General features: G+C 38.7%; 20 protein-coding genes and 1 pseudogene. 12 read left to right on the top strand and 9 right to left on the bottom strand.

Annotated features, from left to right (window positions below; translation table 11 throughout):
• From EP1X_RS08060 to EP1X_RS08075, 4 genes and pseudogenes are all read right to left on the bottom strand, one after another.
• Positions 1-307: pseudogene (locus tag EP1X_RS08060) on the bottom strand (dihydropyrimidine dehydrogenase); the annotation flags it as partial.
• The gene (locus EP1X_RS08065; RefSeq protein WP_055283445.1) at positions 307-1,176 is read right to left on the bottom strand and encodes a sulfide/dihydroorotate dehydrogenase-like FAD/NAD-binding protein; all 870 of its coding nucleotides are present in this window, start codon (positions 1,174-1,176) and stop codon (positions 307-309) included. The gene EP1X_RS08065 and the pseudogene EP1X_RS08060, both read right to left, overlap by 1 nt.
• Before the next feature lie 208 nt (positions 1,177-1,384).
• The gene (locus EP1X_RS08070; protein ID WP_055283447.1) at positions 1,385-2,146 is read right to left on the bottom strand and encodes a tRNA (adenine-N1)-methyltransferase; all 762 of its coding nucleotides are present in this window, start codon (positions 2,144-2,146) and stop codon (positions 1,385-1,387) included.
• Between the two features lie 13 nt (positions 2,147-2,159).
• On the bottom strand, positions 2,160-2,777 hold the full coding sequence (locus tag EP1X_RS08075; RefSeq protein ID WP_055283449.1) for a DUF257 family protein: 618 nt from the start codon (positions 2,775-2,777) through the stop codon (positions 2,160-2,162).
• Positions 2,778-2,832: 55 nt separating this feature from the next.
• Here EP1X_RS08075 and EP1X_RS08080 point away from each other — a divergent pair, with 55 nt between their 5' ends.
• Positions 2,833-3,141 (top strand): signal recognition particle protein Srp19, encoded by a 309-nt coding sequence (locus EP1X_RS08080; RefSeq protein WP_055283451.1) that lies wholly within the window; start codon positions 2,833-2,835, stop codon positions 3,139-3,141.
• 6 nt (positions 3,142-3,147) lie between these two features.
• Here EP1X_RS08080 and EP1X_RS08085 read toward each other — a convergent pair whose 3' ends face one another.
• Entirely contained in the window at positions 3,148-3,384 is a 237-nt protein-coding gene (locus EP1X_RS08085; RefSeq protein WP_055283452.1) for an Lrp/AsnC family transcriptional regulator, read from the bottom strand.
• 245 nt (positions 3,385-3,629) lie between these two features.
• Here EP1X_RS08085 and EP1X_RS08090 point away from each other — a divergent pair, with 245 nt between their 5' ends.
• The 5 genes from EP1X_RS08090 to EP1X_RS08110 are packed head-to-tail and all read left to right on the top strand — an operon-like array spanning position 3,630 to position 9,893.
• Complete coding sequence (locus EP1X_RS08090) at positions 3,630-5,717, top strand: ABC transporter substrate-binding protein (RefSeq protein ID WP_055283454.1); 2,088 nt, start codon at positions 3,630-3,632, stop codon at positions 5,715-5,717.
• A gap of 53 nt (positions 5,718-5,770) precedes the next feature.
• Positions 5,771-6,772, top strand: a complete 1,002-nt coding sequence (locus EP1X_RS08095; RefSeq protein ID WP_055283456.1) for an ABC transporter permease — start codon at positions 5,771-5,773, stop codon at positions 6,770-6,772.
• 12 nt (positions 6,773-6,784) lie between these two features.
• Entirely contained in the window at positions 6,785-7,939 is a 1,155-nt protein-coding gene (locus tag EP1X_RS08100; RefSeq protein ID WP_055283457.1) for an ABC transporter permease, read from the top strand.
• Positions 7,932-8,909, top strand: a complete 978-nt coding sequence (locus EP1X_RS08105) for an ABC transporter ATP-binding protein (RefSeq protein WP_055283459.1) — start codon at positions 7,932-7,934, stop codon at positions 8,907-8,909. The genes EP1X_RS08100 and EP1X_RS08105 overlap by 8 nt, the downstream gene beginning before the upstream one ends.
• Before the next feature lie 9 nt (positions 8,910-8,918).
• Complete coding sequence (locus tag EP1X_RS08110) at positions 8,919-9,893, top strand: ABC transporter ATP-binding protein (protein WP_055283460.1); 975 nt, start codon at positions 8,919-8,921, stop codon at positions 9,891-9,893.
• On the opposite strand, the gene EP1X_RS08115 is transcribed toward EP1X_RS08110, so the two are convergent.
• Positions 9,860-10,447, bottom strand: coding sequence for a hypothetical protein (locus EP1X_RS08115; protein ID WP_055283462.1), 588 nt, complete (start codon positions 10,445-10,447; stop codon positions 9,860-9,862). The genes EP1X_RS08110 and EP1X_RS08115 overlap by 34 nt on opposite strands.
• A 58-nt stretch (positions 10,448-10,505) precedes the next feature.
• Between EP1X_RS08115 and EP1X_RS08120 the strand changes: the two genes are divergently transcribed.
• Together EP1X_RS08120 and EP1X_RS08125 are read left to right on the top strand one after the other, a co-directional pair.
• The gene (locus EP1X_RS08120) at positions 10,506-12,680 is read left to right on the top strand and encodes an ATP-dependent DNA helicase (protein ID WP_055283542.1); all 2,175 of its coding nucleotides are present in this window, start codon (positions 10,506-10,508) and stop codon (positions 12,678-12,680) included.
• Between the two features lie 41 nt (positions 12,681-12,721).
• Positions 12,722-13,306, top strand: coding sequence for a dephospho-CoA kinase (locus tag EP1X_RS08125; RefSeq protein ID WP_055283463.1), 585 nt, complete (start codon positions 12,722-12,724; stop codon positions 13,304-13,306).
• Here the strand turns inward: EP1X_RS08125 and EP1X_RS08130 are convergent.
• Positions 13,283-15,607, bottom strand: a complete 2,325-nt coding sequence (locus EP1X_RS08130) for a DNA-directed DNA polymerase (RefSeq protein WP_055283465.1) — start codon at positions 15,605-15,607, stop codon at positions 13,283-13,285. The two genes, EP1X_RS08125 and EP1X_RS08130, sit on opposite strands and share 24 nt — an antisense overlap.
• Before the next feature lie 79 nt (positions 15,608-15,686).
• Here EP1X_RS08130 and EP1X_RS08135 point away from each other — a divergent pair, with 79 nt between their 5' ends.
• On the top strand, positions 15,687-17,042 hold the full coding sequence (locus EP1X_RS08135) for an RsmB/NOP family class I SAM-dependent RNA methyltransferase (protein ID WP_055283467.1): 1,356 nt from the start codon (positions 15,687-15,689) through the stop codon (positions 17,040-17,042).
• Between the two features lie 3 nt (positions 17,043-17,045).
• On the opposite strand, the gene EP1X_RS08140 is transcribed toward EP1X_RS08135, so the two are convergent.
• Positions 17,046-18,056 carry a hypothetical protein gene (locus EP1X_RS08140; RefSeq protein ID WP_055283469.1) on the bottom strand — a complete coding sequence of 337 codons (1,011 nt, stop codon included), beginning with the start codon at positions 18,054-18,056 and terminating at the stop codon, positions 17,046-17,048.
• A gap of 115 nt (positions 18,057-18,171) precedes the next feature.
• Entirely contained in the window at positions 18,172-18,789 is a 618-nt protein-coding gene (locus tag EP1X_RS08145; RefSeq protein ID WP_055283471.1) for a TIGR00296 family protein, read from the bottom strand.
• 96 nt (positions 18,790-18,885) lie between these two features.
• Here EP1X_RS08145 and EP1X_RS08150 point away from each other — a divergent pair, with 96 nt between their 5' ends.
• From EP1X_RS08150 to EP1X_RS08160, 3 genes are read left to right on the top strand one after another with little or no spacing between them, the layout of a single operon-like run.
• A complete protein-coding gene (locus EP1X_RS08150) occupies positions 18,886-19,206 on the top strand; it encodes an MTH1187 family thiamine-binding protein (protein WP_055283473.1) in 321 nt (106 codons plus the stop codon).
• Positions 19,206-20,327, top strand: a complete 1,122-nt coding sequence (locus tag EP1X_RS08155; RefSeq protein WP_172672617.1) for a DUF373 family protein — start codon at positions 19,206-19,208, stop codon at positions 20,325-20,327. The genes EP1X_RS08150 and EP1X_RS08155 overlap by 1 nt, the downstream gene beginning before the upstream one ends.
• Positions 20,302-21,369, top strand: coding sequence for a hypothetical protein (locus EP1X_RS08160; protein ID WP_055283477.1), 1,068 nt, complete (start codon positions 20,302-20,304; stop codon positions 21,367-21,369). Before EP1X_RS08155 ends, EP1X_RS08160 begins: the two co-directional genes overlap by 26 nt.
• Positions 21,370-21,395 lie beyond the last annotated feature (26 nt).

Consider the following 21,395-nt stretch of genomic DNA (forward strand, 5'->3'; position numbering starts at 1 on the left):
GATCCTCTTGGGGACAAACTCTACCTGTAATGGCCGGTAGGGTATTGCAGGCCCAGATGACTTCCAAGGCCTCTTTAACAGCTTTTTTTGGATTTTCTTTATTCTCACGAAGCTTTTTTATGAACCCAGGGATATCAATATGAACTGGACATCCTTGAATACATGGGGCGGGATTACATTGAAGACATCTTTGTGCCTCTTGAAGTGCCAGTTCAAACGTATAACCTAGGTTAACTTCCATGAAACCTTGAAGTCTTTCTTCCACTGGTCTCTCAGGAGTTGGAATACGTTCTTTAATAATCGCCATTATTGAACACCTCCTTGTGCAAGTTTAGCCAAATAATCTTCCATGGCTTTCTTTTCTAAATCTGTGTAAAAGCCAGACCTTGCAATAAGCTCTCCCCAATTAACCTCGTATGCATCAAAGCTGGGTCCATCGACACAAGCAAATTTAACCTCTCCTCCAATGGTAACTCTACACGCGCCACACATTCCAGTGCCATCCACCATTATTGGATGGAGATCAACTTCCATAGGAACGCCATATTCTTTAACAACGTCAAATATTGCTTTTTGACCACCTGCAGGTCCTACCATGAAGATTAAATCGGGTTTTTCTACTTCAATAAGTTCTTTCACTTTTGCTTGGCCCCTAGTTACTAATTCCTTAAAAATTTCAGGCATTCCCATTCCTTCTTTTAGAGGGAAGCTTTCAATTATATGTCTTGAAACAGCATTCTCAAGGTCTTCTCTGAGTAAGATCATGGGTTCTGGTACTATATGTAGGGTTATTACTTCATTTCCGAACTCTTGCCACGCCTTTGCTATGGGATACACTTCAACGATTCCGGTTATCATGCCTATTGCCAGTATTTTCCCAAATTTCTTCATAGGGGCAGGGTTTCCAAGAGGGCCAGCGATGTTAAGAATTTTGTCTCCTTCTTTGAGTTCCATGTTCATTCTAAGCGTTGTTTTTCCCCTACTAAATACTACCAATGTTATCCAACCTTCCTTTCGGTTCCATGCCACTGGAGTGAGGGGAACCCTCTCTCCATTTTCAAAAGCCCTAACAACTACAAATTGTCCAGGTTGAACTTTTTTTGCTATGTGAGGAGCGTGTATCTTGTACATAACATTTTTTGCAGCAATCTCTTTTTTCTCGAGTATCTCATACATAATGCACACCTCCGTACGTAAGTCCAAATTTGAGCATCTATCCTTGTTGAGAACAAATAGTGTTTATAAAATTATTGTAAACCAATGGTTATAGATATACACGAGGCCCTCACAAATCTTGGCCTTTAAAAAAGATGAGGAGAAATTGTGAGAATAGAGTTTAGATTATGAGAAAATTTCAAAATAAGCAATAAAACATCCAAAAAAGTTAAGCTTTCCTAACAAAGGTTATATAACCTGTGTGAGCTAGCATAGTGGTTCGTGGTCTTATACAGTCTGGTTTAACTTCTTGGTCTCTCACCAAGCATTCAATAGTACGGGGTTTTGTAAAATGCTTTTTATATTCTCTCAGTTTTTTATAGAGTCTATCTACTTGGTTTATGCACGGAGTATATGCAACGAGAAAGCCTCCTGGTTTCAGAGCTTTTACTGCATGTTCGACAACATTTTCAGGTTGAGGAAGATCCAGGATTATATGGTCAATTTCTTCTTCATCTATCCCGTCATATATATTTTTTAGCTTTATTTCCACTCTGTCAGAAAATCCGGCCCATTCTACGTTTCTCCATGCAAGGTTTGCAAAGTCTTCTCGTATTTCATAGCCTATTATTTTTCCTTGAGGCCCAATAATGTTGGCCAAGAAAAGGGTTAACGCCCCACTTCCAACCCCTGCCTCAATTATCATATCCCCAGGAGAGATTCCAGCAAATGCCACAATCTGAGCAGCATCTTTTGGATGAATTATCTGTGGGCCCCTTTTCATCTTATCAATGTAATCTACTATCCGTGGTTTCAGTACTCTAAATTGATACCCCTTGTGAGACTCTACAAATATTCCGAACTCTTTATCCACAAGTTTCTCCAAGTTTATTATACCAAGATCTGTATGAAACTCCCCTTCTTTTACGGTTATTAGATATCGTTTTCCCCTAGGATCAAGTAATACAACCTTATCACCGAGTTTGATCATTTCTACCACCAAGTTAGTCTTCGACTTTTATTCTGTATGTTCCTTTCTCTTTTTCAATTTTTAACTGCCAACTGGCAAGTTCTCTCAAAACTGCTAGTTGTTTCTCATCTAAAATGTCACTATTCACAAAATAAATTGAACTCCAATCTTCAAATGGTAGAGTGCTTCTCGTAAACAAAATTGCCCTTAATGCTTTTTCGCCTCCAAAGTAAAGATATTGAGAGATACCCACGGTTATAGAGTATTCCACTTTAGCAGAAACTGAAAAGAGATTCATTAATGCATTGTAATAGCTCCTCATAAATTCCGAGACGTCATAAGTTATGGGGATTTCTTCTACTATGGAAGCATAACTAGTCCTTCCAGGCCCTATTCGTATTGCTCGGATCTTTTTTGTGGCCTCTATCGCTTTTTTATATTCTTCTGGGGAAGCCTTTCGCAAGTAATCTCTAAAGAGGAGATCACCAATTCCAAAAAAGTCATCTATTAATACTTCTTCCTGTGGGATCTCCGGTATAAGTCCCCCCCAGAGCAATTTTGCAAGTGAATATGAAGATGGATACTCCACAATAACAAAGTCCCCTAAACTCACATTTTTTTTCAAGAACTCAAGGATTGGGCTTACCTCCATGTTCTCACCAAAGAATTTTTAATCTAATGGCTTTTAAACTTTTTAGGTGTTCAAGATGAAGAGATTTGTAATATGGACAAATGAGATAGATGCAAGGATACCACGGAAATATGGAAGAGAAGTGCCGAAGAACCTTGCAGTAAACAAACCTACTCTACTCGAGATTGTCGATGCAGCTAAAACCATCGGACTCAATGTGATAGAAATCGATGATAAAGCTTTAAATCCACGACTCTCAGCACTAGACGACACTCTCAAAGTCAAAGGAAGGATTATAGTAGAAAGCAAGCATGGTAAGTCAAAGACACTAAAACTAATAACTCAAAAGGTTAGAGAATTTAGAAAACAGCACAGAAAAAAATAAGGGTAATCACTCTGTTTCTACTACTATGGCAGTTGTAGTGTCAATTACTCCATCTATATTGTGGATATCGTGGAGTATTTTTCTGGTAAGTTCTCCCAAATCTGAGGCCTCAAGTTCAACTATTGCGTCATATGGGCCAGTTACAGCGTCAGCCTTTACAACTCCTGATATGGCTTTGATTTCTTCTATTACCCTCTCTACTTTTCCAATTTCAATTGTTAACAAAACGTATGCCCTAACCATTCACATCACCAAATTTTGTTGTCAAGTTTTCTTAAAGATGTTCTATAATTTAAGGTTTTCGCATTTATTCTTTTACATGCCTTAATCTAAAATTATTCGTTATCTAATGTAAAAATGTTGCTCAATATAAAGAACAAACAGGCTAATACTCGTTACTTTTGGAATCAGCATGTTTTCTAACGTCGAAAAGTTTATTAAACTCCTTTGATTAAGACATTAATGCTCTACTCTGTGGAGGTGTGCCAATGAAGAAGCAATTGGCGACACTATTAGTGGTAAGCGTTTTAGTTTTTGCAGTAGTTGCAAGCGGCTGTATTGGTGGTGAAACCACTACACAAACAACTTCAACCCCCACTGAGACTTCTACTGAGACCCAACCAACTGGCCCCACTTACGAAGTAATTGAAACGGATAAGAGCGTTATATTAGTTGGTCCTGAAGGAGCTCAAGTGCCTACTTCTCTTCCCAGCGGAAAGAAAATTATAAAAGTCACATATGTTGTTGATGAAGCCAACACTCCAGCAGTCCAACAATTAATGGAAGAAGGCCAAGGATTTGGTGCTATTAACCCAGCATTCTTTAGAGACACTACTGTAGATGCACTTGTAATCGCTGCAAGGAGAGAAACCAACCCAGAGATAAGAACTGAGCTCTTTAAAGCTCTTTACATCCTTGGAAACAAGTATGTACCTGAAATCATTCTCGGACAAAACAGACAACTTCGTGTTTATTGGGAATGGGTTAAGGGCAGATATTACCACCCAACATTCCCAGAGAGATATGATTTAATCTCGGAAGATCCTAATGCACCAAGTGTCCCCATTGGAATTGGAGACTACAAGAACGACGCTCAAACTTACGTTATAGGCACAATCGGATGGCCAGAGAGCTTTGATCCAGCTTGGACATATGAGACTTTTGGATGGGAAATTTGGCATGAAGTCGGTGACACTTTGGTTACCTATTGGAAAGAAGAAACTGAAAAAGTAACTCCAGATTTAGCTGTCGCATGGGCCCACAATGAAGATGGCACTGAATGGTACTTTGTTATTAGAGGAGGAGTTGTTGCCTACGATCCATGGAATGATAAGACATATCCCATTGATGCGGTTGATGTTGCCTTCACATTCTGGCGTGTCCAGAGATTAGGACACAGTGTTTCATGGATGGTCTCCAGCTTTATGGACGTTAGCAAATCCCAAGCTCTAACCGAAAAAGAGTTCGAGGACGTTTTCAAGGACAAGAAACTTATTGCTGAGTACAATGGAAAGACTGTAGAAGTTAAGTCTCTCCAAGACTTGTTGAATGTTTTCGGATACAATGGAGAGACTGCTGGTGTCTTTAAGCTTGTCTTGCCAGCTCCATACGCCGCAGTTCTTGGTATACTAGCAGATCCATTCCTTTCAGTAGTCCCAATGGAGTACCTTCTTGGTGACAAATATGAAGAGGCACTAAGCGCTTCAAACAATGGAAAGACCCCAGACGCTTGGGAGGCTTACATAGAAGAAGGTGAACAAGACCCAACCCACCAACTCATGCACAAGCAACCTGTTGGAACCGGGCCATTCTATGTAAAAGAATACAAAGAAAATGCTTACATAGTTCTCGAGCGCAACCCATATTACTGGGACAAGAGCATAAAACCAGGACATGAGAGAGTAATTTATGTTATAAACAATGATGCTGTTTCAAGAATCCAACTCTTCCAAACCGGAACAGTTGATGCTGTTGCAACACCACCAGAGAGAGTTAATGACGTTAAAGGTCTTGAATTCCAAGGATTCAAGTCAGTAGTCCAAACAGATATTCTACAACCAATATTAACATTCATAGTCTTCAACACCCAAAAAGAGCCATTTAACAATCCAAAAGTTAGAGAAGCTCTAGCCTATGCAATACCATATGATCAGATATCCGAAGTAGTCTACTCCGGATTGCTTGAGAGAAACTGGGGACCAATTCCAAAACCATGGCCTGGATTCACTGAGTATGGAATCACCAAATACACTTATGATATAAACAAAGCCCAACAACTCCTTCAAGAAGCCGGAATTAACCCAAGCGACTACAAGATTGAACTCATTTACAACGCTGGAAACAGTGCTCGTGAGAAGATCATGACATTACTACAAAACATTTGGAGCCAACTTGGATTCCAAGTCACAGTAGGAAGCTATGAGTGGCCAGTATACTTAAGCAAGACATCCAAAGGAGATTACGATGTCTATGTTGTCGGATGGGTACCAGATTACCTTGACTCAGATAACTGGGTTGGACCATTCCTATATGGTGCAACCGAATTCAGTAAGATTGAGATTTCAGTTGAATCGTGACTTTCTCCTTTTTTTAATTTATTCCATAGATAAAAACAAAAGGAGGGAGAAAAATGGCTGAACTCAAGAAATTCTTGATAAGAAGAGTTCTCACATTTATTCCTACAATAATTGGTGTCACTTTAATAGTCTTTTTAATAGCCTATGTAATTCCTGCCGACCCTGCTAAAGCATGGGCCGGTGGTGAAAAGGCCTCTCCGGAAGCTGTTGAAAGAATTAAAGAAAGATACCACCTAAACGATCCTTGGTACGAGCAGTATATATTCCTAGTAAAGGGTATAGCTACAAATACCTTGATAGATCCAAGAACTTCAAATCCTGTACTTGATGATATAAGGGATAGATTTCCGGTAACTTTTCAGTTGGCTATAATAGCTTTTATATTTACGCTCATTATTGGAATTCCGTTAGGATTAATCTCTGCTCTTAAGAGAAATAGTATTGTAGATACAATAGTTAGAATCTTTGCCCTAATTGGTGTTTCAACTCCTGTTTTCTGGCTGGGATATCTCCTGATTTTTGTGTTCTTTGTGAAATTTAGAATAACAAACTTGGCTGGAGTCCCTCCAACCCCGGCCACCCAGATAACACATGTTCCTATAATAGATGCTCTCTTAACGGGAGATTTTGTGTTGTTTAAACAACACTTAGCTAGATTCTGGCTCCCAGGATTTGTTCTTGGATTTATGGGAACTGGAGTATTAGCAAGATTTGTTAGAAACTCCTTCCTAGAGGCGATAAGTGGGGATTACATTGGGTTCCTAAAAGCAAAAGGTGTTCCAAAACTTAGAATCTACAGACATGCTTTGAAAAACGCTTTAGTTCCCATAGTCACAGTCCTTGGTCTGCAGTTTGGAGGTCTACTTGGAGGAACACCAATAACAGAAACTGTTTTTGCTCTTCCGGGTATGGGAAGCTACGCAATACAATCAATCCAGAACTTAGATTTTCCTGTCATTGTTGCAATAACCTTCATTTATGCCTTGATATACGTCACCGCTAATTTAGTTGTAGACATTCTCTATGCAGTAATAGATCCAAGAGTTAGGTATTAAGAGGTGAGAAAAATGCAGGACGAATATAAAAAGAACATATTTGACAAGATTGCTGATAAACTAGTTTATGGCCTTGGTTCGTTCATAAGCATATTCAAAAAAGACTGGAAAAAGAAAAACAAATCAAAAATGGAAGAATGGAGGTTAATGCTTTATGCTCTTAACAGATCCCCACCTGCTTTAATAGGGGTTTTCTTGGTTGTAATATTCATTCTTTTAGGTATTTTTGGACCGAGACTTGCAACATGGAGATATAATTACTTCCCCTCATTATATACCATGAATTTCACTCAAGTAATCCTTGCTCCACCAGGAAGTGAGGCTCATTTAGAATTTGCAGATACAACAATAACCTATCCACTAGGTGCTGACCACTTTGGAAGAGACTTACTAAGCCTAATTTTAAGTGGAGCAAGAACATCTTTCGTTGTCTCAATAATAGTCATCTCTCTTGGAGTGCCTATTGGTATAATCTTGGGCCTCTTGGCAGGATACAAAGGAGGCAAAGTTGACGAGCTCTTAATGCGTATAACTGACATGTTTTTAGCATTTCCAGCTCTAATCCTGGCAATTGCACTATCTGCAGTACTCCCTGATAGAATTCAAGGCTTTATCGAAAGTCATGCATTCCTTCAAAAGTTTGTCTTGTGGTTATTTGCATTGGATGTAAGAGAAGCCGGAAATTTGGGAAGATTACTTTCAGTAATTCTAGCAATGATAATAGTCTGGTGGCCAGTTTATGCTAGAATTACAAGAGGATCAACGCTAACAGAAAAAGAAAAACTGTACATAGAAGCTGCTAGAGCTATTGGTCTCAGTTCATGGACTATAATGTTTAAGCACATCTTACCAAACATAGTGGGTCCAATATTAGTGTACATAACCTTAGATTTTGGTAGCGTGGTTCTGATGGAAGCAGGATTAAGCTTCTTAGGGTTGGGAGCAACACCCCCAATTGCAGATTGGGGAAGAATAGTATATGATGGTGCCCAGTATTTCCCAAAGGCCTGGTGGTTAGTCTTCTACCCCGGTCTAATAGTCATGTTTGTAGCACTCGGATGGAACTTGCTTGGAGATGGACTTAGAGACATCTTAGATCCAAAAACAAGAAGGAGCATAGAGTTCAAGGTTAAAAGGAGCAAAAAGGAGGGAGAGGAAAATGCCTGAGCCCATACTCCAAGTTAGAGACCTAACCGTTCACTTTTATACATATGCAGGAATAGTAAAAGCCATTGAAAAAGTCTCCTTCGATGTTTACAAAGGTGAAACTTTTGCCTTAGTAGGAGAAACAGGATGTGGAAAAAGCGTAACTTCAAGAGCTTTAACCCAACTTATAGAAAGTCCTGGAAGAATAGTAGGTGGTAAGGTAATCTATTATTCGGAGAAAGGTCCCGTTGATTTGTTGCAATTAAGCGAAGAAGAAATTAGGGAGATCAGAGGAAACGAGATAGCGTACATATTTCAGGATCCTCACGCCTCTCTTGATCCATTATACACTGTGGGCTACCAAATAGCAGAGGGTATGGAGGTTCATGGAAGAATAAAAAATATAAAAGAAGGTGTCAAAAAGGCTGTTGATATATTAAGATCTGTTCTAATCCCTGATCCAGAGAAGAGAGTTCACAACTACCCCCATGAACTCAGTGGTGGTATGAAACAGAGAGTTGTTATCGGAACCGGAATTGCGAATAATCCAAAGGTACTCATAGCTGACGAACCTACAACTGCACTCGATGTAACGGTTCAGGCCCAAATTTTGGATTTGATAAATGAGCTTAAAGCAAAATACCGTGCAACTGTTATCTTAATTACCCATAATCTAGGTGTCGTTGCAGAAACTGCTGATAGAGTAGCAGTCATGTATGCAGGAAAAATTGTGGAAATAGGAAGTGTGAAACAGATATTTAAGAATCCGCTGCATCCATATACAAAAGGTCTTCTAAATGCTGTTCCAAATCCAATGACAAAAATTGAGCGCTTAGAAGCTATTCCTGGAACAGTGCCAAACTTAATAACTCCTCCTGGTGGATGTAGATTCCATCCAAGATGTCCATATGCCACGGAGGTTTGTAAACAGAAAATACCTGAATTAGTGGAAATAGAAGATGGGCACTTTGTTGCATGCCATCTTTACTGAGGTGATATCATGGAGAAAGTACTCGAAGTTAAACATTTGAAGAAATACTTCCCAGTTAAGGGATTATTCTTCACAAAGGGCTATGTAAAGGCAGTGGATGATATAAGTTTCGAAATTTACAAGGGCGAAACCTTTGGGCTAGTGGGAGAAAGTGGGTGTGGAAAAACAACAACCGGAAGGACAATATTGAGGCTCATAGAGCCTACTAGTGGAGAAATAATATTCAAAGGAAAAAACGTTACAGAACTTAAAGGCGAAGAGCTCAAACAGTTCCGTAAGGACGCCCAGATAATGTTTCAAGACCCATACTCCTCCCTTAATCCAAGACAAACTGTTTTTGAAATTATAATGGAACCTGTAAGATTTCATGGAATTCATGTAGATGATCCAGAGGAATTTGTAGTTAAGCTTTTAGAAAGTGTTGGATTGAACGAAATGCACTTGTATCGTTATCCTCATGAATTTAGTGGAGGTCAGAGACAGAGAATAGCACTAGCCCGACTATTAGCATTAAAGCCAGAATTTATCGTGTTAGACGAACCCACCTCAGCACTTGATGTTTCAGTACAAGCAAACATCCTAAACATGCTAAAGGACCTTCAATACGACTTTGGATTTACATATCTCTTTATTTCCCATGACCTTGGAGTTGTTAAGTACATGAGTCACAGAATGGGCGTGATGTACCTAGGAAAACTCGTAGAAGTTGGCCCTGCAGAAAGAATCTTCGAGAATCCATTACATCCGTATACCCAATTCTTGCTCTCAGCAATACCAGTTCCCGATCCAGAGCTCGCTGAAGAATTAAAGGCCAAAAGACAGAAGATTAGTGGAGAACCCCCAAGTCCAATAAATCCGCCGAGTGGATGTAGATTCCATCCAAGATGTCCCTACGCAAAAAGTATATGTAAAACAGACGAGCCACCATTAGTAGAAGTAGAGAAAGACCACTATGTGGCCTGTTGGTTGTATTCAAAAGCGTGAATGGATCCTGCAAACCCATTGTCTCTCTCCACAAGTTCCGTATAAATTAGGTCTTTTTTTCCTTTTTCATTATATATACCCTCTTTTCTGATTTCAATTGTGTAGTATCTCCATTCCACAGCTTTTATTTTCACGCTCTCAAGTTCCTGTGGGTTTTTAATTCCAAGAACTTTTTGAAGAAGTGCCAGTGCCAAAAGACTTTCCCGATTTTCCCTTGCCAATTCTTCGTCTTTCTCTTTATGTCTCTTAAACCCGCTTGGAATTCCAAATAGTCGGAAAAGATTCCACTTGCGAATATGGCGAAGTCTTTCGTCTAGTTTCTTGCCTGAGCGGTGATATATCTCTTTAAAGACATCCTTGATAAAATACTCCACATTTTCTTCATCAATTAAGTTTGGGAGCGGAGTACGTGAGTCTTTACGTAGGCTTCTGTCAAATTTCTTAATAAGGACACTGACATGTTCGATCTTTTCGACTTTCTTTGAGAAATAGGCATCTATCATAAAGAGCTCCCCATTAATATCAATCACCAGGTATGGGATCTCGATTTTCATGGAAGTCACTACATCAAAAAGCTATATAAACGCTTTTCTCATAGGCATGATGATGGTTATGGAGGTTAGTGAACTTAAATCACTTGGAGTAGACGAAAGGATAATAAGGCTAATTCAGGAGCGAGGCATAGAAAGGCTTTATCCTCCTCAAGCGGATGCCTTAAGAACTGGAGTACTTAAGGGGAAGAATTTAGTTTTAGCGATTCCAACTGCCTCTGGAAAAACCCTCGTTGCAGAAATTGTCATGGTCAACAAAATCCTTCATGAAAAGAGTAAGGCTATCTATCTTGTTCCTTTAAAGGCCCTCGCTGAAGAAAAATACAAAGAATTTAAATTCTGGGAAAAACTGGGGATCAAAATTACTATGACTACTGGAGACTACGACAGTACCGAGAGTTGGCTTGGAAAATATGATATTATTATAGCCACTTCTGAGAAATTTGACTCACTTCTAAGGCATAAATCTCCATGGATAAAGGACATTAGACTCGTAGTAGCCGATGAGATTCATCTTCTTGGTTCTTATGATAGAGGAGCAACTCTTGAAATGATTCTCTCTCATCTAATGGATAAAGCTCAAATACTTGGTTTAAGCGCTACAGTGGGAAATGCAGAAGAACTCGCTGAGTGGTTAAATGCAGAATTAGTTGTGAGTGAGTGGAGACCAGTTACTCTAAAAAGAGGTGTTTTTTATCATGGTCAGCTTTTCTGGGAAGACGGAAGCATAGAGAAGTTTCCAAGTCAATGGGACTCTCTCGTTCTTGATGCTGTAAAGAAAGGCAAGCAAGCATTAATTTTTGTTAACACCAGAAGAAGTGCTGAAAGAGAGGCCCTCCTTTTGAGTGGAAAGATATCAAGATTTTTGACAAAACCAGAAGAAAGAAGGCTAAAGCAATTGACAAATGAACTTGAAAATACTCCAACGAATGAGAAACTTAAAGAATCCTTGGCAAAGGGCGTTGCATTCCACCATGCAGGTTTGGGAAGGGCAGAACGTTCAATTATAGAGGACATGTTTAGAGAAGGAGTTATTAAAGTAATAACAGCAACTCCAACATTAAGTGCTGGACTTAACCTTCCTGCTTTTCGTGTTATTATCCGGGATACCAAACGTTATTCAAATTTTGGGTGGACTGATATCCCCGTTCTTGAGATCCAGCAAATGATGGGAAGGGCAGGGAGACCAAAATATGACAGAGAAGGCCAGGCAATTATAGTGGCAAAAACAGAAAAACCAGAGAACATCATGAAAAGATACATTATGGGCAAGCCAGAAAAACTCTTCTCAATGCTTTCAAATGAAGCATCTTTTAGAAGCCAAATTCTAGCGCTGATAACCAATTTTGGAGTTGGAAACTTTAAAGAACTAATTAATTTTCTCGAAAGAACTTTCTATTACCATCAGCGAAAGAACCTAGAAGCGCTTGAAGGTAAGGCAAAAAGTATAGTATACTTCCTTCTTGAAAATGAGTTCATAGATATTGACTTAAATGATCACTTCATGCCACTTCCATTTGGCATTAGGACTTCTCAGCTGTATCTTGATCCATTGACGGCCAAGAAATTCAAAGATGCGTTTGAAATGCTTGAGAAAAAGCCAAATCCATTGGGAGTTTTCCAACTTTTAGCTTCAACTCCTGACATGACGTCTTTGAGAGTAAGGCGAAAAGAACAAGAAGACATCTTGGATTATGCCTACGAAATGGAAGAGTACCTATACCAAAGTATCCCTTACTGGGAGGATTACAAATTTGAAAAATTTTTGGGAGAGGTAAAAACTGCAAAACTCCTCCTCGACTGGATTAATGAAGTAAACGAAGCGAAAATTCTTGAAACTTATGAAATAGACACGGGTGATCTTTATAGACTCTTGGAACTTGTTGACTGGTTAATGTATTCTTTGGTAGAACTGTATAAGCTTTTCAATCCCAGGCCCGAAGTTATTGAATTTTTGAAAAAGCTTCACATACGAGTTAAACATGGAGTTAGGGAAGAGCTTCTTGAGCTTATTACCCTACCGATGGTGGGAAGAAAGAGAGCCAGGGCTCTCTACAATGCTGGCTTCAAAGGAATAGAAGATATTGTAAAAGCAAAACCAAGTGAACTTCTCAGAGTAGAGGGCATTGGTGTCGGAGTTTTAGAGAAGATTTATCAACACTTTGGGGTTGAATTACCAAAGATTCGAGAGAAGAAAAAGGCCAAGAAAGGGACTCTAGATGCATTTTTCAAATGAGCAACTTTTTTAAGGCTTTCCACATTAGATGGGTGTGGGCAATGATAATCTGTGTAGTAGGAATGCCAGGATCCGGAAAAGGCCAAATAGTAAGAATTTTTGGAAAATATGGTGTGCCTCACGTTTCTATGGGAGATATTGTAAGAGAGGAAGCTGATAAAAGAGGGATGCCAAGAACACCAGAAGGCATGAATAGTGTGAGCATACAGTTAAGGCAAGAACTCGGAGACAATGCAGTAGCAAAACTCACAGTACCCCGAGTAAAAGAGCTTTTGAAAACTAATAAGGCCGTTATAATTGATGGAGTACGCTCTTTAGATGAAATCCAAACGTTTAAAGATGCATTTCCTGAAGAGAAAATTGTCATAATAGCTGTCCACTCTTCTCCAAAACGGAGATTTGAACGACTTAACAGAAGAGGACGAAGCGATGATCCGAGAACGTGGAGTGAATTTGAGGCAAGGGATTGGAAAGAACTCAAATTTGGTATTGGAAGTGTTATCGCTCTAGCGGATTATCTAATTGTCAATGAAAACCATATAACGGACTTTCGTAGGGAAATAGAAAGGCTTGCAGAGAATCTTGGGATAAAAAAGAGATCCTCATCTTCTAAGCCACGCTTCTAGGCCAGTTTGTTTTGATCTTTGATATTTTAGGTCCTCTTTTTTATAGCCAAACGCTTCAAGTATTCTTAAAACTGCCGGAAGGACTTGGTTCTCTATATAATAGTCAGGATCATATTTGTGCTTTCTTGGGTCGTATTCTGTAAGCAAGACTACTCTATCGCTTATCTTTCCTCCTCCCTTAAGAACGATGTAACTTATTATCGTACCGGGTTTCACTTTTATGCCCTTCGCTGCGAGCCTTTTTGCTATTGCCACATGCGGACCAATTGCCTTATAGTCTTTTAATTCTCTTGTAATCTGTTCGTGAATGACAAGCTTCTCAAGAGGCACTTTATATTTAGCTATTCTCTCTACAACGCTTTTTACTATTTCCACAGCTTTTTCTACACTTCCCTCCCTGAGTATCGCTTCTAATACTTTGGCTTGAGTTTCCTTGGCTATTTCACTCCAATCTCTTCTCACAACTTCAAGACCCCTTGTAGTTATTCTGCCATCTTCATCAATAACTGCATAGCGTTTCTTTGTCACAAAGAATCCCCTCAAATAGAAACCCTCGTACTCGAGTTCAAGTAAACCAGGAAGCTTTGAATTTATATAATCCAAAAATTCTTTAGCCTTCTTTTTAATGGTTTCGGGCGTTTCACCTGGTAATGTGGCATAAAATCCATCCGTATCAGCATATAGGACTTTAAAGCCAAATTTCTCCTCTATTTCTCTTATGCTCATCTCTATGTAGTGTCTCCCCCAGGCCGTAACACTCTCTGCGCACTCTTTTGAATACCACCTTGCCTTTGGATACCCTTGATAGCCATAATAACTATTTGCCAGGATTTTCAAAGCTCTCTGCCGATAGTCAAGCATTTTTCTCTCAACTGGATCAGTTGTGGATTTCATCCTCTTTTTAACCTCTTGTCTTGTTTCTATTAGGTTCTCCAATATTGACGGAATAAATCCAGGGAAGTCTTTGCAGAATCTATATCCTACTATTGGGGCAACTTCATAATCTTGGCATCCTTCTCTCTCTAATGTATCAGGAGAAACGTTGTGAGTTACTATTATTGATGGGTACAAGCTTCTAAAGTCTAAATAAACGATATTTCCCCATAAACCCCTCTCAGGTTCCTTAACGTATCCCCCAAGGTACGTGCTTCTTAAACGTCTTTTGTATTCTTCATCACTTGGTTTATTTGGAGCTAATTCATTTCTTTCATAAGCCACTCTTAGCATATACCATTCTACAAGATTTCCAGTACTCGATCTTGAGACATCCCAAACACTTTGACCAATAACCTTTGCCAACTCCGCTTCCATGGGGAAAAATTCCCGTCCCAGCTCATAAGTTGCTTTTGCATCTTCCATTGAGTATTGGGCAAGCTTTTTCATGCCTTCTTCTGTTTCCCATATAGCTGCTATTTCCTCTGCTCCAAGTTTAGTTTTCTGTTTTCCTAGCACCGTTTCATATACGGCTTCAAGGGTATAAGTGGGGAGATTTATTGTCCTTCTTACAACTGGGAAAAGGTCAAAATGTATCCTACCTTTGATTTCTACTGCAAAACTATCTCCCATTCGCTGGATTTTAGGTTCAGGATGCTCTTTGTCTCTACCCAAAAGCAGGCGAACTCCAAGTTTTTCTGCCCTCTTTATGATATATGGTAGGTCAAAATTATCCCCATTATAAGTTATAATTACATCTGGATCTTTTTCTTTAATTATTTGTACAAAACGCTTTATCATTTCTCTTTCATTAGAAACTACGTGAACATAAGGTAGATTAATTCTTTTCCAAGTAATGACTCCTGCTTCCTCGTCGTCTGCATAGCTGATCATAATTATTTCTCCTTTGCCAAATTCATCCCCCTCATGGTAAAAAGTTTCTATGTCAAAGGCCAGGAGTTTGAGATCTTCCTCTCCTTCCATTGGGATTAAACCTTTGTCTATCAAATATCGCTTTGCAAATGGTATATCATACTCATAGATATCCACAACAGCCGGGTGACTGCGTATCTTGCCTCTCATAGCTGGAACATCTTGCGGGTGTTCAAATATAAGTTTCCAGACTTCTACAGGCCTTCTTAAAAACTTTTTCTTAACTTTTATTGCATCCACTATTCTCACAGTTTTTCCATGTCTCTCCCCTTTTATCTGCATGATCTCTTCAATTGCAGAATCATCACGGAGAAGAGCGTAAATATAAGGCCGAAAGTGAGGATCTAGTTCTATCTTAAACTCTCCATTTTCTTTTTTAAAAAGCCTAACTATTGGCTTACCATCTTTTGTTATGTAATCGGCACCGAGTATCATAAAACCACCAATATAAACTTGAACTCAAATTAAATAAAAGTTCCGCCAAATTTTTAAACCTGTTATCAAATCCAAGACCATGGAATTGTTTTACAAAATAACCCTTCATGAGTTAATTGCCGACATACTTACCATTGTAGATGAACGTGAGTACTCCTCTAAAAATGCATTAGAGAGAGTATTTAAAAGGGTTAGTGGGAAAGATAAAGAAAGAGTGAGAGGATTAGCACATGCATATGTTTTTGAAATCGAGAAATGGAAAAAGAAAATCGATTTTATTGGAAATTCTGTTCTCAAAGGCACCAAAATCGAAGAGCTTGAGCCGTATCTCGCCAATCTCCTCCGAATTGGAATATTTGAAATGAAGTTCAAGAAAATAAACCCTGCCATAGCAACAGACTCTGTAGTAAGAGTTGTAAAGGAAAGATATGACCTAAATAGAGCAAAATTCATTAATGCGATTTTAAGGGAGATTGAGGGATTTAATGTTGAGAATGCACTTAAGAGTCTTAAAGAGAGAGACAAGACAGAATATCTCAGTGTTAAATTCTCTCACCCTCGCTGGTACGTCGAATATGTAATAGATCTTCTCGGATACGAAAATGCCATAAGGCTCTTATTAAGCAATAATAAAGCCCAAAGGTATTATATCCGAGTGAACCCGTTGAAGACTGATGTGGACTCTCTTAGTGAATACTTAGAGGAACATGGCGTCCGAGTAGCACGAACTCCAGTTAGTGATGTATTAAAAGTTCTGGATTACACGACTCCAATAACACGTCTTGAATGGTATAAAAAGGGTTATTTTGTAATACAGGACTTAGCAAGTGCATATGTAGCTCATGTCCTTACTCCAGAAAAAGGGGAAAAAATTCTCGATCTAGCAGCAGCTCCTGGGAGTAAAACATTTCATGTTGCACACTTAATGGAGAATACAGGAGAAATAATTGCTGTAGATTATTCTCTTGAGAGACTTAGAAAGATGGAAGCAAAAATGAAAATTCTAGGTGTAAAAAATGTCAAACTCGTGCATGCTGATGGCATGAGGTTCAAAGATATGAGAAAATTCGATAAAATAATTCTTGATGCACCATGTTCTTCTTCTGGAACCTACAGGCAGTTTCCAGAAGTAAAATGGCGTTTTAATGAGGAAAAGATAAAGAAAGTAATCCAGGTGCAAAAGGCCATGATTAGAAATGCATTTAAAAATCTGAAAAAAGAAGGAGAAATGACATATTCTACCTGTTCAATAAGAATAGACGAAAATGAAGAGAACATAAAGTATGCAATAGAAAAAGTAGGGTTTAACCTAGTTGCTTATCCATTCAACTGGGGAGAAAAGGGATTTACTGAAATCGGAGAGATGGTTTTCAGAAGCTTTACCCATTTACACGATTGCAACAGCTTTTTCATTGCAAAATTAAAAAAAGAGTAGATGTCACTCCAAAGCATCTTCTAGGATATCTACAGCATCGCTAATGGCAAAATATGCTTGTCTCAACGATATAAAGACTCTAAAACTATTTAGATTGGTCGTTATTGGCCCATATTCGCCTGCTTTTTCATAAAACTCTTCAGCCAGGGTTTTATAGTGTAGTGCCTCCTCTAACGTTTCGTTGCTCAGTTCAGCCGCTTCTGGGCTGTTATAGAGTTCGTTAAATCTTGCGAGCTCTCTATGATACCTCGTATTGTAGATATAGTTCAAAAGGAAGTAATGTGATGGTCCTATCCTGCCTGGTGAAACTGGAACTGGTATAGGTTTGTAGCCTAAATTAGTTTTTATCATCCATTTTAAAAGGTCTATCCAGGCCCCTCCTTTGTACTTCACACTGTATTCTATTGTGAGACCAGTAACCATAACCTGGCCCTTACCAAATGGATAACTTATTGTGCTTGGCCTGTTATAGTTAGGTGTTGCTCCATTTCCTTGAACTGTTATAACATCCACAGTACCCGGTAGATTTGTTAGGTATCCGTGACTTGCATATGTACTATAGAGCCAAGTTCCATTTTTCACCAAATAATCATAGTTCGAATAACTTGGAAGTATTCCAACGCCTCCAGGTAGAGGAGTAGTCCAAACACCACCATGCCATCCCCAGTTGGCAGCATGAATTTCGAGCGCTCCACCAGCTCTTGCAAAGTCTTCCAGTTTTGACATTTGTGGGCCTAGATCGTTATAAAACGTCTGATCCTGATCGCTTGCTATTAGGATCATGTCATATGTATTTATTAAGTCAGAGAGACTTAGAGAGTTTAACTGTGAAGCTGTCATAACGTCATAGGAAATCCCCATTTGAGTTAGTACCATTTCGTTTGCATTAGAATTCCATGCATTTACATTTTTCAATATCAAAACCTTTTTTCCACTAAAACTCTGGGCTGCAGAAAAACTAAAACTACTCAGAATAAATATGAAAACAACCAAGAGTCCCAATATTTTCTTCATGTAAAAGCCTCCTCACGTCTATTTATATGTCAATTTGGACAAAATAGTATATATGTAATTGGCCATTACCACTATGTTTTAAGTAAGAAAACGAATGAAAAGAAGAATGGAAGGTTTAACAGAGGGGTTTTCTCCTAACTGGACCGTTTGGATATTCTTCTTCAAAAATTTCAGCTGTAAAACGGTAAACCTCAGTACTTTCGTCCATCCAACAATCAGGGGGAAGACCTGCTTTCCAACATGTTTCACTTAAAAATTCTTCTTCATCCCAATTCCACTCAATGGGGACTTGGGGTAAGAGGAGCCCACTATAAATCCCCTTTTTAACTATTAGTCCATCTCTCCCAACTTTTATCTTATTGGGCCTCTCATGGGGAGGGCCTTCCACAAGTTCGGGAGGGGTTAGAACACTGACCTCAATCGTAATCTTGTCCAGCTCTTCAGCACTAACTGGAGGAAAACGTGGATCATCCACAGCAGCATAGATTGCCGCTTTTATTGTGGCTGTAACTAATGGGTAAATCGGATAAGGAAATCCTATACATCCCCTTAGTGCTTGTTGAGGAGGCATGTTATATCGGTTTAATGTAACGAATACTCCCATTTTCTTCCAAAGATCTGATGGAGTGTCTTGAGGAGGCCCAAGCTCTTTACCACTCTTTAAATATTCTTCTATTGCCTTCCTAGCTAGTTTTATTAAGAATAATCCCCACTCGTCTTTTATCTTATACATAAATCTCACCAAGAATAGTTTCATCTAACAACAAATAAGGTTTTTCCACCGTTAAGCTTAAAAAATTGTCGAGCATAATTTAGCCAGGTGTCGAATATGAGTATTATAATCGAGTTTGTAATTATTCCACTTGGTGAAAAAAGTCTGAGTAAGTATGTAGCTCAAGTAGTAAAGCTTTTAGAGGAGAAAAAAGTAAAATATCAATTGACCCCTATGGGAACAATCATTGAAGTATCCTCCCTGAGAGACGGATTGAAGATAATAGAAGAGGCTCATGAAATGATGTTTAAACTCGGGACTGACCGAGTCGCTACTACAATCAGAATTGACGATAGGAGGGACAAAGAAAGAGTGATGGAGGATAAAGTTAAATCAGTTTTTGAAAAACTCCGGGGGGAACAAAAATTAGAGTATTGATACTTGCCATTGATAGAGATAATGACTTTGGTGAAAAAGCTGGGGTTAAAGGGCCTGTTATTGGGAAAGAGGCATGTATAGATGCTGCTTTAAAACTAAGTCTTGCAGATCCTGAAGACAGCGATGCCAATGTTCTTTACGCAGCGATCAAATTGTATGAAGAACTTAAAGAACGTGGCGAATTTGATGACGTTGAAATTGCTCTTATAACTGGACATTCAGAGGTCGGTATTAAGAGTGATATTGAACTAAACAGGCAATTGGCAGAGGTCCTGGAGATATTCCCTGCACATGGAGTAATTCCTGTCACAGATGGGGCTGAGGATGAGCAGATTTTCCCATTGATAACTTCTAGGCTCCCTATCATAAGTACTCGGAGAGTTGTCGTTAAACAGAGTGAGAGTATTGAAACCACTTATTACATCCTTTATCGTTACTTGAAAGAAATTTTTAGCGATCCCGAGGCTGCAAAAATATTTTTTGGATTGCCAGGAATGATACTTCTTATTTATGGCATCGCACGGTTATTATCTATTAAATATCAAGAAAGTGTTACTATAATCTCCTCAACCGTTACAGGTATTATTCTATTCCTTATAGGCGGTTATTTCTTCGCAAGAGCCTTTAGATTAAAAGAGAGCGTGGGGCACTTGCTCACTAAAGGGTTTATACAATTCGTCTCTGCAATAGCTGCAGTATTTGTACTATTTGCAGGTGCTGTAAGTGCTTACTTAAACCTAGAAAGCATAGCCCTTCAACTTACAGGTAGATATCCTGGAACAGAGCTGTTAGGGATAGTTATATTTCTAAACGCAATAAACACATCATTTGTTGTCGCTTTAGCTGTTTTGATGATTGGCAAAGTAGTACACGCATATCTAAGAAGAGACCACCACATCTGGTACTACATAAGTGGACTTCTCCTCCTTCCAGCTCTTTGGGTCACGATAGATGTCACCACACTTTATGCACTTTCAATTCTCTCTTTCTACTCAATGGAGTTTCTTAAGAGAGGTATAATAGCCTTAGGTGATATAGCACTTGCAACATTGGTGGGAATGTATTTGAGAGACAAATTAAGAGGATGGGAAAGAGTTGAAACTGAAAGAAGCACTGCATAAATACGAAACAATGAAAGAAAAATCTGAGAAGGAAATAATTAGGATAGCAGAAAAACATACAAAAAATGCAAAAGCTATTATCTCAAAGATTTTAAAGTACTTGGAAGAACTCAACAAAAAGGAGATCCCCAAGAATGTGGATCCTAGACTTGCAAAGATCGTGAAAATGGAAAGAGAAACATATATTAGGGCTCTCCAAAACATGCTTGAGAAAATACAAGACATTAAGGACATAGAAAAAATACTGCCTGAAATATCGAGACTCCATATTGCTCATGGGAGACACTTGCTACTTATCTTTGAAAAAGATGTGTATAGAATAAATGCCCTTCTGAAGGATCTCTCCAACGAATACACTGCATATCTATCCGCCCTTAAAACACTACAATTTCCAGAGATTGAAACAAAAAGACTGCTAAAAGAGATCGAAGACCTTAGGAAGCATATAGATGAACAGGAATTGCTCTTAAAACAGTTTATTGAAAGTTTACATAACCTCGAAGTCGAAAAAGAACAACTAGAAAAATTGCCCGAGTTTAGTATTCTAAAAGAAAATGAAGAGAAACTTAAGAGAGAGATCTTAAGCAGAGAGCTTAGTGCACGCTCCAAACTATCTAAGTTACAGAAACCAATAAAAAGAATGAGATTGCCAGATAAACATGCTAACGAGTTCTTAAAAAACAGTGGTTATGCATTGGAACATCCTCAAGCGTTTCTGGAAGTCTTAGAAAAAGTTGAAGGGAAATTGGACAAAAAATACAAAAAGACTTCCGAATGGGCCAAGAGAAATATTGTTAAAGAAGCCCAAACTATCAAAGAACTTAAGGAAGAGTTAACAAATGTAGAGAGAAAGCTAGCACATTTTAAAAGCAAAGAAGAGTCTATACAGAGGGCGTTAGAAGAACTAAAGCAGAAAATAAAACAAAGAGAGGAGAAAATAAAAGTCCTCAAAGAAGAACTCCAAAACTTAGAGAAGAAACTAAAAGAGAGCATTTCAGAGCTTGAACGTATTGTTGGAGATAAAATAGACGTTGAGCTTTAGCCTAAAGTTTTTATATTTTTAGGGCT

Origin of the sequence: Thermococcus sp. EP1, from assembly GCF_001317345.1 — an archaeon.
GTDB lineage: Archaea > Methanobacteriota_B > Thermococci > Thermococcales > Thermococcaceae > Thermococcus_A.